The 12,369-nt window shown below is 45.8% G+C and carries 13 protein-coding genes and 1 tRNA gene; 7 read left to right on the top strand and 7 right to left on the bottom strand.

Annotated elements, in window-relative coordinates:
* Window positions 1-44 precede the first annotated feature (44 nt).
* From E1757_RS22435 to E1757_RS22420, 3 genes are all read left to right on the top strand, one after another.
* Window positions 45-449: a MerR family transcriptional regulator gene (locus tag E1757_RS22435; RefSeq protein ID WP_133232295.1), complete on the top strand. Its 405-nt coding sequence runs from the start codon at window positions 45-47 to the stop codon at window positions 447-449.
* Between the two features lie 465 nt (window positions 450-914).
* Window positions 915-1,949: an ROK family protein gene (locus E1757_RS22425; RefSeq protein WP_133232293.1), complete on the top strand. Its 1,035-nt coding sequence runs from the start codon at window positions 915-917 to the stop codon at window positions 1,947-1,949.
* Window positions 1,950-1,976: 27 nt separating this feature from the next.
* The gene (locus E1757_RS22420; protein WP_133232291.1) at window positions 1,977-3,218 is read left to right on the top strand and encodes an MFS transporter; all 1,242 of its coding nucleotides are present in this window, start codon (window positions 1,977-1,979) and stop codon (window positions 3,216-3,218) included.
* Between the two features lie 346 nt (window positions 3,219-3,564).
* On the opposite strand, the gene E1757_RS22415 is transcribed toward E1757_RS22420, so the two are convergent.
* The gene (locus E1757_RS22415; protein ID WP_133232289.1) at window positions 3,565-4,116 is read right to left on the bottom strand and encodes a TetR/AcrR family transcriptional regulator; all 552 of its coding nucleotides are present in this window, start codon (window positions 4,114-4,116) and stop codon (window positions 3,565-3,567) included.
* Between the two features lie 149 nt (window positions 4,117-4,265).
* On the opposite strand from E1757_RS22415, the gene E1757_RS22410 reads away from it, so the two are divergent.
* The 4 genes from E1757_RS22410 to E1757_RS22395 all read left to right on the top strand — a co-directional run bounded on the left by E1757_RS22410 (window position 4,266) and on the right by E1757_RS22395 (window position 8,093).
* Window positions 4,266-5,156 carry an NAD(P)H-binding protein gene (locus tag E1757_RS22410; RefSeq protein WP_133232287.1) on the top strand — a complete coding sequence of 297 codons (891 nt, stop codon included), beginning with the start codon at window positions 4,266-4,268 and terminating at the stop codon, window positions 5,154-5,156.
* On the top strand, window positions 5,153-6,007 hold the full coding sequence (locus tag E1757_RS22405) for an SDR family NAD(P)-dependent oxidoreductase (protein WP_133232285.1): 855 nt from the start codon (window positions 5,153-5,155) through the stop codon (window positions 6,005-6,007). Before E1757_RS22410 ends, E1757_RS22405 begins: the two co-directional genes overlap by 4 nt.
* A 113-nt stretch (window positions 6,008-6,120) precedes the next feature.
* Window positions 6,121-6,348 carry a hypothetical protein gene (locus tag E1757_RS22400; RefSeq protein WP_246079403.1) on the top strand — a complete coding sequence of 76 codons (228 nt, stop codon included), beginning with the start codon at window positions 6,121-6,123 and terminating at the stop codon, window positions 6,346-6,348.
* A 179-nt stretch (window positions 6,349-6,527) separates the two neighbouring features.
* Window positions 6,528-8,093 carry a sigma-70 family RNA polymerase sigma factor gene (locus tag E1757_RS22395; protein WP_133232283.1) on the top strand — a complete coding sequence of 522 codons (1,566 nt, stop codon included), beginning with the start codon at window positions 6,528-6,530 and terminating at the stop codon, window positions 8,091-8,093.
* 984 nt (window positions 8,094-9,077) lie between these two features.
* Here E1757_RS22395 and E1757_RS22385 read toward each other — a convergent pair.
* From E1757_RS22385 to E1757_RS22365, 6 genes are all read right to left on the bottom strand, one after another.
* Window positions 9,078-9,446: a DUF4180 domain-containing protein gene (locus E1757_RS22385; protein ID WP_133232279.1), complete on the bottom strand. Its 369-nt coding sequence runs from the start codon at window positions 9,444-9,446 to the stop codon at window positions 9,078-9,080.
* Between the two features lie 195 nt (window positions 9,447-9,641).
* Window positions 9,642-10,076: a hypothetical protein gene (locus tag E1757_RS22380; protein WP_181956676.1), complete on the bottom strand. Its 435-nt coding sequence runs from the start codon at window positions 10,074-10,076 to the stop codon at window positions 9,642-9,644.
* Complete coding sequence (locus E1757_RS22375; protein ID WP_133232275.1) at window positions 10,057-10,530, bottom strand: MerR family transcriptional regulator; 474 nt, start codon at window positions 10,528-10,530, stop codon at window positions 10,057-10,059. Before E1757_RS22375 ends, E1757_RS22380 begins: the two co-directional genes overlap by 20 nt.
* A 359-nt stretch (window positions 10,531-10,889) precedes the next feature.
* Window positions 10,890-10,968 (bottom strand) — tRNA-Ala (locus E1757_RS35940).
* Between the two features lie 43 nt (window positions 10,969-11,011).
* Window positions 11,012-11,122: a GyrI-like domain-containing protein gene (locus E1757_RS36610; RefSeq protein WP_246079402.1), complete on the bottom strand. Its 111-nt coding sequence runs from the start codon at window positions 11,120-11,122 to the stop codon at window positions 11,012-11,014.
* Window positions 11,123-11,640: 518 nt separating this feature from the next.
* Window positions 11,641-12,345, bottom strand: coding sequence for a DUF5131 family protein (locus tag E1757_RS22365; protein WP_133232273.1), 705 nt, complete (start codon window positions 12,343-12,345; stop codon window positions 11,641-11,643).
* Window positions 12,346-12,369 lie beyond the last annotated feature (24 nt).

The raw sequence follows: 12,369 nt of genomic DNA, 5'->3' as shown, positions 1-12,369 counted from the left end.
AGCACTTCGAGTTAACTCTAAGTCAATATAAAAGGGTGAAAAAAATGAACTTAACCATCAACGAGGTGGCCAATAAATTCGGCCTGTCCGCGCACACGTTGCGTTATTATGACAAAGAGGGCCTTCTGCCCTTTATCGCGAGGAACAAAGCCGGTAACCGGATGTTCACCGAATTGGATCTTAACTGGGTAGCACTGATCTGTTGTCTGAAGGATACTGGCATGCAAATCAAAGAAATCAAGCAGTACAGTGATTGGTGCACGCAAGGCAGCGGAACGATCGAAGCACGGAAAACGATGCTCACCGCTCACCGCAACCAGGTCTTGAAGCAGATCGACGACTTGAAGAAAAACCTGGAGCTCATCGATTCAAAAATCGCGATCTACGAAGATCCGGACAAGGCCCGAGAGATGGACGGGCATCTGGATCAAATAATAACGAACAATTAACCCCCGTTAGCTTTTCCCCATAGCCTCCAAATTATATTATCTTCAATAACGTTTCCCGAGATAAATATTCTTATGTAAAGGGCTAACGGTACGATAGCTTAATAAGCAAATAGAACGAGGCTGCCGGTATAGATCGGCAGCCTCGTTCCGCTAAAGGGCAGGATATTGTGATAGTTACGATAAAAGTTTAGTTTGATCCATTTCTTGCGGAAATATTGCTTCAAATCGATCCTTTTTCTCATATAGATTATACCAAGTTTCTGCAATAAGTGAGGCTGGTTATCTATGGGCTTTGGAACATATTGATTTTAGCAAAGAGGAAATAGCACAAAGAATTTCGCTAGTTGAATAAGAGCCGGTTGCGGAATATTCGAGTTTGCCAGAACAACCTGTGATACACATTGTGTAACTCCTTTATCTGTGTTAGAATAATGACTTATTAAAGATGTTTAATAAGTTTGGACGGTGAATACAATAAAGCAGCCTTTTGTTAATCCGAAAATGATGGGCGAAATGATTCGTCAACTTATTCGTGCGTCGCTCTATCATGATGCTGAATCGACCAACGCTGAGCTTGCACAGAACACTGGCATCAGCTTTCCTACAATCAGTAAAACGCTCGATGAAATGAATGCTTCCGGAGAGGTGCTGCTAACTGGGTTGGGCTTATCTAGCGGCGGCAGACGGCCAAGAACTTATAAGTTGAATCCCGACTATATGACGGGGCTAGCCGTGTATCTGGAGAAGGACTTCTCCTCCTACTCGATACTTAATTACGAGGGGGACGTCATCGTCCGGGAGACTCTGCCCGGCGTTCTGGAATTCGGTCCGGAGCTCCTGACTGAACAAATTGAGACATTCTTGGCACGTTACCCGTCAATGCGTGTTCTTACGCTGGGTATACCCGGTGCGGTGGATAACGGTCGCGCGTTCCACATTCCTGGTTACGAAGGGTTTAAGGACTTCAACTTCAAAACCTTTTACGAGCAGCGGTTTTCTCTCCGGGTCCAAGTCGAAAACGACATGAATACCACGGTTTTCGGTTATTATGACCGCACAGGCAACGATGATTCACTCTCACTTGTGTACCTTTACTTGGGCAAGAACGGACCGGGAGCCGGAATTATTGTAAATGGGCACATTGTGAGAGGCAGATCCTTTTTTTCGGGAGAGGTTTCCTATGTTCCGGTATCCGATACGCAAAACTTCGGTCAAATGCTTAATGCTGCTTCTGCCATACATGACAGCAATAAGAGCCGTCCGATGCATATAGAAGCTATAAGTCGTCTCGTCGCCTCCTTCACGGCCACTATTAATCCGCATACTGTCATTTTCTGTAGTTCGGAACTAACCAATTTCGATCTTGTTCAAATCCGAAATAAAAGCGCTTCGTATGTTCCGGAAGAGAATCTGCCTGATCTCGTTGTTAGCGACTGGGAGCAGGATTATTTTCATGGACTGCATCAGTTGACAGTGAGGAGTATGATGGCAGGGGATTGAAGAACTAACCAGCTCAGGAGGAAAAACATGAACCATTCATTAAACACTCGGCAAATTCATTTATGGCGTATTTCCGTTTATTTTATTTTTGCACTTCCCGGGTTTGCTATAGCATCATGGGTATCGCGTACGCCAACTATTCGGGATGCTTTGGGGGCTACAACGGCACAAATGGGTTGGATTATTTTCGGACTGGCGGTAGGCTCAATAATCGGTCTGTTATGTGCCAGCCATCTTATTGCGTATAAGGGCGGGCGTTTTGTCATCATCGCCGGTCTGGCGGTCAGTTCGATTGGACTTGTAGTTGTAGGTATGGGTGGCTCATGGCTGACTAGCAGCATCACGGTATTTTTGGGATTAGCTGTCTTCGGCTTCGGGAACGGAATATGTGATGTTGCGATGAACGTGGAAGGAACGGCAGTTGAGAGAGCTGCTCAAAAGTCGCTGCTAACCGGTTTTCATGCCGCGTTCAGCGTCGGTACGTTGCTTGGCGCAATGGCCGGATCGGCTGCGATTAAGGTAGGTATATCGGTCCCTGTCCACATGGCGTTTGCTGTTGCGGTTACCGTGCTGTCTATGATCTATTTATACCGGCTCGTACCCGCAGGCACCGGGAAGGAAACCGGCGGTGATTCGATTGATCCGCCAATGAGCGCCAGGGAACGCATGGCCGTATGGAAAGAACGTCGTACGGTTCTGATCGGCATCATTGTGCTTGGAATGGCTTTTGCGGAAGGCTCCGCCGGTGACTGGCTGCCGCTTATTATGGTGGACGGCTACAAGGTTACCCCAGCCATGGGTTCATTCGCTTTTGGCATATTTGTGGCCGCGATGACTATTGGCCGTGCAGCAGGCGGCATGCTGCTCGACCGTTTCGGCAGGGTTGCCGTTCTGCGGGCATCCGCGCTTTTTGCGATTGCAGGACTGCTTATAGTTATACTGGGGCAGAATTACGCGGTTGCAGCTGTCGGGATTGTGTTTTGGGGGCTTGGTGCAGCATTCGGCTTTCCGGTGGGATTATCCGCTGCGGGGGACGATCCACGCGGAGTAGCGGCAAGGGTAGGCGCAGTATCGACGGCCGGTTACCTCGCATTTCTTGTCGGTCCGCCTTTTTTGGGGATTATCGGCGAATCGGTCGGCCTGCTTCGTGCCCTGATTGTCGTGCTTATCGCTGTAACCATTGCCGGTTTGTTGTCTCAAGCGGCGAAGCCCATTGGAATGCAAACAACCAAGTTCAGGGACCAGGAAAACAGGTTCGAATCAATTTGAAAGCTAAAATCCCGCAGCTTCTCTTCGTCGGTTAACTCTTCCTCCAGCTGCTGAAAGAACTCCGCGATATGTTCTGTCGGCGCTGCGGGCGCTGTTCCGTCCCGGCGAAGGTCTTCGACGTCCTGCCGAGTGTTGATGGTTCGCATGTTCATCCCTCCTAATAAAGTTGAAGACCCCTCGCGAAAGGGGTCTTTGTTTCTTGTAAGATCATGATATATGCTTTCAAGTGAAGGCTTTTCGGTTTTTGCCGTGGAAGTCCATGCACGAAAAGACGGCGGGCGAAAAAACTTGCCGTTTCAGATAGTGCGGAGAACCCACCATAAGTGACTGCGAAATTTTTGGTGTTTCAATCCACGCAACAAAACGAGTTCTTATACAGCTCATAAACGGTGAGCAGCTGCTCCGCAAGGCCTTTCTCAGCGCTTTTAATCCATTTAATAAATGCCATGTGAAAAATTTCAACCGCAAATCGCGCGGCAAGCTCTGACAGCTCGCTATCATATTTGACAGATAAAGAGTTTGTGACAGACGCAATGAGCACCTGCCCTTTCAACAGCTCCCGTTCCTGCAGATCAGGGTTGCTTTGAATAATTTGATTCCGCGCCAGCACCCTCTCCCGCGAGCCGTCGAAAAACTCGGAAATCGACACAAAGCCTTCAACCGCAAGCTTCAGCGGTTTTTGCTCGACGTCAAAATTGTCCGTGATAAAAGCCGCGATCCGCTGCCCCATCTCATTGTTCGTGTCAAAAAGAACGTCCGACTTGTCTTTGAACTGCCGGAAAAAGGTTCGCTCCGTCACACCCGCAAGACTCGCAATCTCCTGCACAGTCGTGTTTTCATAGCCTTTTTCCATAAATAATTTCGCGGCCGCCGCCTGTAATTTTTCTTTACTTTTCATTCTCATCATTCCTATTTATGTTATAAATGGCAGAAGAACAAAATAGTCAGTCTCTGACATTTTTTATTGACAGTAGAAACCCACAAGCGTACAATAATCTCAAATGTCAGTTTGTGACACTATTTTATCAAAAAGAAGGAGAATACACAATGAAAATCATAGTACTCGGCTCACTTGGCAATATTAATCGTTACTACCTTCCACGCCTCATAGCTGACGGACATGACGTCACGGTCATCACAAGCTCTAGTGATCGTATCGCCGACATCGAAGCGCTCGGTGCCAAATCAGCAGTCGGCTCAAACCGCGACGTCGACTTCCTTACCCGGGCTTTCACAGGTAGAGACGTTGTTTATCTCATGATTTCAGGCATCAATCCAACCTCCGGCATCGACATGTGGCAGAGCGCAATCGAGCTTTCTGAAATTTACAAGACCGCCGTGCAAAACTCAGGAGTAAAGAATGTTGTCAACCTCAGCTCGGTCGGCGCTGACAACCCTAACGCCGGCATCCTTTACAGCTATCATTTTGCAGAAGACGCGCTTAACTCGCTTGTAGGCGTGAACGTTGCTCATATTCGTCCTGGCGGCTTTTACAGCAATCTTTTTGCCGACATGCAAAGCCTCAAAACGATGCAAACCCTCTTTAGTCCAGTTTCAGATAATATCGCGCACGGTTGGGTCAGCCCCATTGATATTGCGGACGTCGCTTACGCCCTGATTTGTCACACCCCAGCGGGCAAAAGCGCGAAATTCGTCGTTAGCGACTGGGCCACAGGCAACGACTGGCTCCAGGCTCTTGCCGAGAATGGCATCGAAGCCAAATACCAACAAATCCCTGTCGAAGCCCTCGTTGAAAATATGATAAAACTAGGCTTCCACGAAGACACCGCTAACCGCTTCGCCCAAATGAGCCGCGCCGGTGAGAGCCCCGATGAATTTTACGCCAGTCTCCGCGCCACCGACTACCACCTCGGCAAAGTCAAGCTCGTAGACTTCGCCAAAGTTTTTGCTGTTGCATACAAGGGGGAGAGACGATGAACGAAACACGTACGGATATTGAAAACAGAGTATTTTTAATTTCAGGGGGAACATCCGGAGTAGGAAAAGCAATCGCAACGGGACTAGCCCGACTTGGTGCCAAGATCGTGATCATCAGCAGAAGTGCGGAGCGTGGACAAGCTGCATTAAAGGATATTTCGGAAGCCACAGGCAACCATAGGGGAGATTGGGTGGCGGCGGACCTTTCCCTACAGTCATCGATCCGGGAAGTCAGCGACGTGTTCAAGCGGAAGTACGATCAATTGCATGTGCTTATTAATGCTTGTGGAGCAGTCTATTTTAAGAAGGAATTGACGGCTGATGGGATTGATCGTATGTTCGCGGTCAATGTGCTTAGTCATTATCTTCTGACTAACCGGCTGCTCGACATCCTCCAAGAAAGCGGACCTGCACGCGTCATCACAGTGTCGGGGAATCCTAGATTTTTGAAGAATCCCGTCATTAACTTTGATGATATTCAAATGGAGCACCAGTATAGCACGATGCGTGCAACCAATCAGTCGCTGTTCGCCAGGACGTTATTTGCTTTCGAATTGGCAAAGCGTTTGGAAGGAACGGGAGTGACCTCCAACGCTTTTTATCCGGGGTTTGTGAAATCCAATCTCGCGAGGAATGCGCCTTGGTATTTGAGGGTCGCTGCACCTCTCGTGAACGCATGTGTCAAAGCAGAATGCGGGGTCGGCGTTTATCTGGCGTCTGCGAAAGAAATAGAGCGCACAAATGGCGTGTTCTTCGATGATAAGAAACAGATCGTACCGATTCACACCAAGTTTGATGATGGAGCGGGCAACAAACTGTGGACCTTGTGCGAAGGGCTGACAAGTTACTAACCGAGCCGCTTGTCTAGCGATTGAGAATGCTTTGTCAAGAACGGAGTGATATCGGGCAAAGGCCATCCCGCAACGAGAATGCTTTACTGCATCTTCCAATTAAGGCGGCTTATATGTTTCATCCAAGTGTCATCATTCCTTTGCATGGTGTGAAATCAAAAACAAAATGGTACCAATTATTTTATGATGTAATGAAGCCTTTGAATTCATTACTATCGAAATTGAACAGTGTCATTACATCTGAACAATTGGGAAAAGCCATGATTAGGGTAGCAAGAAACGGTTATTCTCATCCTATTATTGAAAGCAAACAATTAAAAAAAATAAGTATGCGAGCTTGATAAGGGAACTCCTAACTTCAAGTTGTTAATCAAGTAATAGACATTTTATTGAACCCGTAAGGAGAACCGTACCATTAATGAAGGCAAGTTTCTGTTATTTTTTCGACAGATCCAAGTAACCTTTTGCAACGATACTGGCACTTTGTATATAGAATCTGAATACAGAGGAGGTGTAAGAGGTGCGGCAGTGGATCGAAGGAGCTCGGCTTGGCGACCAAATCGCATGGGAGCGAATCGTGCGACATTTCGGCGGAATGGCATTTTCTGTTGCATATGGAAAGTTGGGTGATTGGGGCCAAGCGGAGGATGCGGTTCAAGAAGCGTTCGCAGAGGCCTTCGCCAATCTCGCTAAATTGAAAGAGGCAGAAGCGTTCCCAGGATGGTTCAAGATCATTGTCAAACGTCAATGCGATCGGCTTCTTCGCCGGAAAAAACATTCCACGATGCCGATGGATGAAGCGATTGCAATGGATGCAGAGAAATTCGCCGTGGAGTCCATCTTAGAAAGAAAGGAATGGCAGGAAAGGCTCCATCAATCCGTCGAGGGTCTGTCTAGCAATTTAAAACTGGTAGTCCAATTATTTTATTTTCACGGGTATTCGATAAGAGAAATATCAAGTTACCTGAGCGTATCCCCCTCCGTACTAAAAAAACGGCTGTTCGATGCTCGCAGTAAGCTGAGAACGTCGCTGCTTGTCACCGACTTTGTATCCATGTTCAACGATCTTTACGAAGGAGGAGTAACGATGCTCCATATAGTAAACGGAGATATTGTCGGCGATAAGTTAAGGAAGGGGAATATTCGCGGAGATATTCTGGTCTGGAGAGAAGTGTATCCGGTAGGTCCGGTATTCGTAGATATGGGCGAGCCCCATCAGAGGTCAACCAGAGTGGAATATTTGGAGAGAACCATGGGCATTCCGGCAGATGACTATGAGACAAATTGTAAGTCACAAGAACAGATTCTGCAGAGCTTCCACAAATACGATGAGGTCGTACTATGGTTTGAGCATGATTTGTTTGACCAACTCATGCTCAGCTATTTGTTGCATTGGTTTTCAAAGCGGACACTAGGTCATACAAAACTGAATTTGTTATGTATCGGCGACTACCCAGGTATTGATTTGTTTCGAGGGTTGGGACAGCTTACAACCAAGCAGCTGGAAACATTGTCAGGTACGTTGAAGAAGATCGAACGGAAGGAACTTGAGACGGGCAGCAACATCTGGGAGGTATACGCTTCCCCGGATATAGAAAGGCATGTTGCAATTTTGCATGAAGACACATCGGCGCTGCCCTTCGCTCATGCGGCACTTGAGCTGCACTTATCCCGCCTGCCTTCCGTAATGAATGGGTTGGGAATTGTAGAGCAGACAATCTTGGAGCTTATCCGGCATGGGGTGGATACCCCGCGTGAGCTGTTTAAAGAGATTGGGAGGCGCTTAAGTGTGCTAGGAATGGGTGATTTGGAATTTTGGTATCGATTAAGGAGCATGTCGGAACAACCGAATGCATTATTAGAGATACGCGGTCCTCATACATTTCCTGATTATCGAAAGAAAGCTACCCCATCTTTTGAAAATTGCGTTGTTGCATTAACAAAGGTAGGGATGGATGTAGCCGCGGGAGTAAAGGACTGGGTGAAGGTGAAGGGAATGAATGAGTGGTATGGCGGTCTGAGGCTGCATGGTGATTTAACATGGCGCTGGGACCCTGAGAGAAGGCAGTTGGTTTATATGGAATAAGTGAATAACTTGCCGTTACAGACAGCGCGCTGAACCGTATCACAAGTCATTATCTTAATAAAAAACTAAGACGCGGCTGCCGGTATCGATCGGCAGCCGCGTTAAGCTAATTGTCAGGATAGTATAGTGGGTTTTGTTATGGCTCATCCTGTCAGTATGTTATAGTAAAAAAATTTTCTGGGGCGCTTTTATCGCTATATGGAGCCTAAGGGATCGTAATATTGTGTTGATAACGGTAGGCAATCTTCTACCAAAAACAATACTTAAGCAATAGCAATACTGCCAAAGCACTTTTTTCATATTTCCGGCTCAACCTCAAAAATAGTGCATCACTGTTAGCTTTATGTAGGAGGCCATACGGCCACCGGGCAAGCCCTAAGCGGATTCGGTCGGATCGAAGGATTCGGCAAGGTCAAACAGGCAGCACCCGGCAGCACAAGACCATAAATGCAGTATAGCGGTTGCTGATGAACAAAAGGTTAGCCAAGAACGCCGCTTCGATGCTTTACAATATTAAGCACATGAATATGAAATAATCTCTTTTAACTCAACCGTATAATGATTCCATCTTCCACCGAAAAACCTATAACCTAAAACCGAATTGCGTCCGACAAAAGTTAGATAAAACCAGAAGCTGTCTCCATTTTTGAGCCATAAGAAAGTGTATCGATCCAAACATTCGGAAATTCTCCTGATGTCAACTGCATACGGAGACATTTGAGGTACATATGAGGGCGGGGGAGATGTAGGGCCTTGTTGGGGCATAAATCCCATATTATTTTTTTCACTCCTTATCAATTAGGCTTCTACCTCAGTGTATTCCGGGATCATTGTTTGGGTTGGATATATGCCCACATGAAATAAAATAAAACTTGGCTTATTTCGCCAAGCCTTGTTTTCGATTTTGAGCCAATTATCTCACCATTGGATACTCAGTATGACTACGCCGTGCGCTTGACACTTATTTTCCTCCCGTTCCATTTTCTACTGCAACATGCTTAACTTTTCAATCGCTTGTCGTTCGGTCGGCAAAAATAAAATATCGTTTCCGCTGTTGCATTCATAGATGAAATCTTGAAAACTTCGACTTGAATAAACCGAAAAATCTCCAATAATTGCAAGCTTCACGCGATAATTGACGAACTTCTGAAGGATTTCGCCTGCAAGACGTGTTTTCAAATCGAAAAAGCTTTCGCTTAGCAGAGATTTGTTTATAACGATACGATCGCAGCCTGTTTCATATTGTACGGTTGCCATAAGATCCAATGCCGATTGAACATCCCCAATTAATATCTCGCTGCCGCTTACAACGGCAATATTTTTCCCGCCTGCTTCTACCTTCGCTATATTCATAATTACCCTAAAAAAGTTTTGTGAGGCAGAAAGCGCCACTTTTCCGAAGCAAAACTGGCATGTACTTAGCTTATGCTTAGCTTATACTCATCATCCATCGGTAAACCTCATCACATAATCCTTACAAATGTATCGGTTATCTTCGCCATTTATTGGCGGAATGTTTGCTACGCTAAGACAATTCGGAAATCTCGGTCACTGTTGTTGCTGACCATCGTACTGCTTTTTCTTCATTCTTGTGCCCAGTATGATGAGGGCGACATAGATTATAATGACAATCGAATCCATAAGCGTACCCGTAAGCCCCGATACGTCAAGCAATGATGTTACACCAATAATTACCATCAGTCGGACAATCAGGATCGCCGCGATCAACCATGCGGCAAACTGGATCTTTGATCGTTCGGTTTGGAATGACATCAAAATAAAAGCGATGCCGAAGACCAGATTTTCCCCCGAGATGATGTGCCAGACATACGTGAATACTGTCCGGGTACCCACGGATATCGCCTCAATGTCGAGCGTCGGCAATACAGCGGATTGTCCGTTCCATGCGTGCGTGACGGAAAACAGCATCGCAAGGACGCCTGCAATCAGATAATAAATATTCCTAACCTTCATGTTCACCACAACCTTCCTTGGAAATTCCCGATTCCGTCTTTCGGATATCCTTGTACATCTCACGGACGATCTCTGCCAGGCGTTGGTCGCTTTTGTTATTAAAGTCCCTTAGCGTTTCGGCTGCGACGTCGAGCAGCCGACTGACCTTTTCCAGATGAGCAATCTTCTTGCGCGTTTCTGCGTTCTTGGCATCGAGGAATGCGGCAACCTCTTCGCAGTAAGCGGGGTCGATATTTTCCATCTTGCGGAAACCAAACTTTCCCCTGATTTCATCAAGAGAAAAGTCCGCATACTGCATGATCTGAATATTCATCAAGTCGATGAGGTCGTCCTTCGAATACTTGCGGTACCGATTGTTTCCCCGGGAAGGCGAGACGATCCCTATCCGGTCATAGTACCGAAGCGTATCCTTCGGTATCCCAAGTAGTTGCGAAACCTCTTGTATAGAATAAAGTTTTTCCATGAATTTAAAATATCATTGGAGTCAACTCCAATGTCAAGTTATTTTTCGATTTTTCTCGCAAAAAGTTTATGAAACGAGTTCATTCGCAAGCAGATCATGGGACAGTGCAATGTCTGTTTGCGCACGACGTTGACAACCTGAAGCGTTTAACGTTTGTGTTTGGAGCCTAGGGGGATATGGATATCCTGATTTAACTTACGGAGAAGCTTACTCGACGATGACGATCTTAGCGGTAGATTTCCATGCCGTGCTCACTCGCTTCGCTCCCTCCGCGCGGTCTGCCCCCTTCGTCAGGGGTTCGCTCCGGCACTCGGCTCCAAAACGAAAAAGCACCCCGAAGGGTGCTTTTAATCGTTATATGGAGCCTAGGGGGATCGAACCCCTGACCTCATCGCTGCCAGCGATGCGCTCTACCACAATTGTCGATTACACTGCTCCAATTTGTCTTTGGGTGAGAATAATCATTTCTTCACAAGAAATCTTAACACGTTTTTAGCATTTCCGGTTTAGTCTTTCGAGGATCTGACAAATAAATCTCCAGATGAATTTTGCTGGTACGGCTATAACCATTCTCTGCACAGAACGCTTCCATTCGAGCAAAGCTTTCGGTTCATCTTCAAAACTTCCGATATGCATCATTTGACAACACAATCCTTCCTCCACATGCTCAAACCGGACATTCTCAAGAAACGGATTAGGTTTCTTCTTTTTCGTTTGTTCAAGAAAACGCTCAAACCATTTTTCAGTCAAAAAATCGGGTTGGCGTAATTTTTGAAAGGTAATTTTTACACCAACCTGCCGTACTAAAATATCAGTGATGTAACCAATGCTAGCATCCTTTTGGCAATGATCTTCGTATGCAAATATACAAGGGAGCTTTTTTATCTCACTAATTTCTTCCTTGCCCAACTTACCGAACCTTTCAAAAATATCCTTCTCAGTATATTCACGTAAACAACGATCTACATCATAAATTTTCGCATCTGATTCCCAAGCAGTTTCATCACCTGATATAAAAAGATTATATAAATCTTCAGCCACTAGTAAGTCGCCCCAATATTATGGAAAGATTTCTCGATAACAATAATGGAATCTGGATACCAGATTCCATTATTGTGGGAACTCATTCCATTCTCGACCATCGAGTAGTCTTCCATTTTTATGTTTCATTACTCCACCCCACTGCTTGAAAAAGAACGGAACCTCAGCAGCTTGACATTGATTCAAAATTGACCGAACCCAGTTGGCATCCATTGGTCGAGCACCCGGTCCGGATTCTCCACCTACAATTACCCAATGAATTTCTTGGAGATTCATCGCTTCTAGCGCACCAATTAGTGGTTCACACGATAAAAATCGTACTCTTGCGGGTACTTCCCTAAGTTCATCAATTCTTCCTACAACACGAGAATTTTCAACACTTGTTCCCATCCAGATGTTATCAGACCAGTTTAAGCAATCTGCCATTTGAACAGCTCTTTGTGGTCGCTTTGTTAAGATCTGATAAGTATGTAACGGGGTCTTGTTCATTACATCAAATACCTGAGCAATAAACTCATCAGATATTTCATCGTGAAATAGATCGGACATTGAGTTAACAAAAACTCTTTTTGGTTTTTTCCATGTATACGGTATAGAAAGTGCATCATAATGTTCCTGAGGTTCAAAACCTCTCAAATACCGAGGATTACCCATAGCCTTTAATCGCTTAGCCATGCGTTCAGCATAACAATTTTTACATCCCTCACTAACTTTACTGCAGCCAGTGGTCGGATTCCATGTCATGTCTGTCCATTCAATCTTTGTTTCAGACATTTTGTCTCCATCCTTAGTTATACT

It is taken from the genome of Paenibacillus piri (assembly GCF_004354045.1).
GTDB classification, from domain to species: domain Bacteria; phylum Bacillota; class Bacilli; order Paenibacillales; family NBRC-103111; genus Paenibacillus_S; species Paenibacillus_S piri.
This window is presented reverse-complemented; position numbering and strand designations above follow the sequence as displayed.

Excerpts from the sequence above, each read along its gene's own strand:
- E1757_RS36610 (WP_246079402.1), bottom strand. The coding sequence starts at position 11,122 with ATGGAAGCGTTCTGTGCAGAGAATGGTTATAGCCGTACCAGCAAAATT.
- E1757_RS22435 (WP_133232295.1), top strand. The coding sequence starts at position 45 with ATGAACTTAACCATCAACGAGGTGGCCAATAAATTCGGCCTGTCCGCG.
- E1757_RS22415 (WP_133232289.1), bottom strand. The coding sequence starts at position 4,116 with ATGAAAAGTAAAGAAAAATTACAGGCGGCGGCCGCGAAATTATTTATG.
- E1757_RS22405 (WP_133232285.1), top strand. The coding sequence starts at position 5,153 with ATGAACGAAACACGTACGGATATTGAAAACAGAGTATTTTTAATTTCA.
- E1757_RS22410 (WP_133232287.1), top strand. The coding sequence starts at position 4,266 with ATGAAAATCATAGTACTCGGCTCACTTGGCAATATTAATCGTTACTAC.
- E1757_RS22365 (WP_133232273.1), bottom strand. The coding sequence starts at position 12,345 with ATGTCTGAAACAAAGATTGAATGGACAGACATGACATGGAATCCGACC.
- E1757_RS22400 (WP_246079403.1), top strand. The coding sequence starts at position 6,121 with ATGTTTCATCCAAGTGTCATCATTCCTTTGCATGGTGTGAAATCAAAA.
- E1757_RS22420 (WP_133232291.1), top strand. The coding sequence starts at position 1,977 with ATGAACCATTCATTAAACACTCGGCAAATTCATTTATGGCGTATTTCC.
- E1757_RS22385 (WP_133232279.1), bottom strand. The coding sequence starts at position 9,446 with ATGAATATAGCGAAGGTAGAAGCAGGCGGGAAAAATATTGCCGTTGTA.
- E1757_RS22375 (WP_133232275.1), bottom strand. The coding sequence starts at position 10,530 with ATGGAAAAACTTTATTCTATACAAGAGGTTTCGCAACTACTTGGGATA.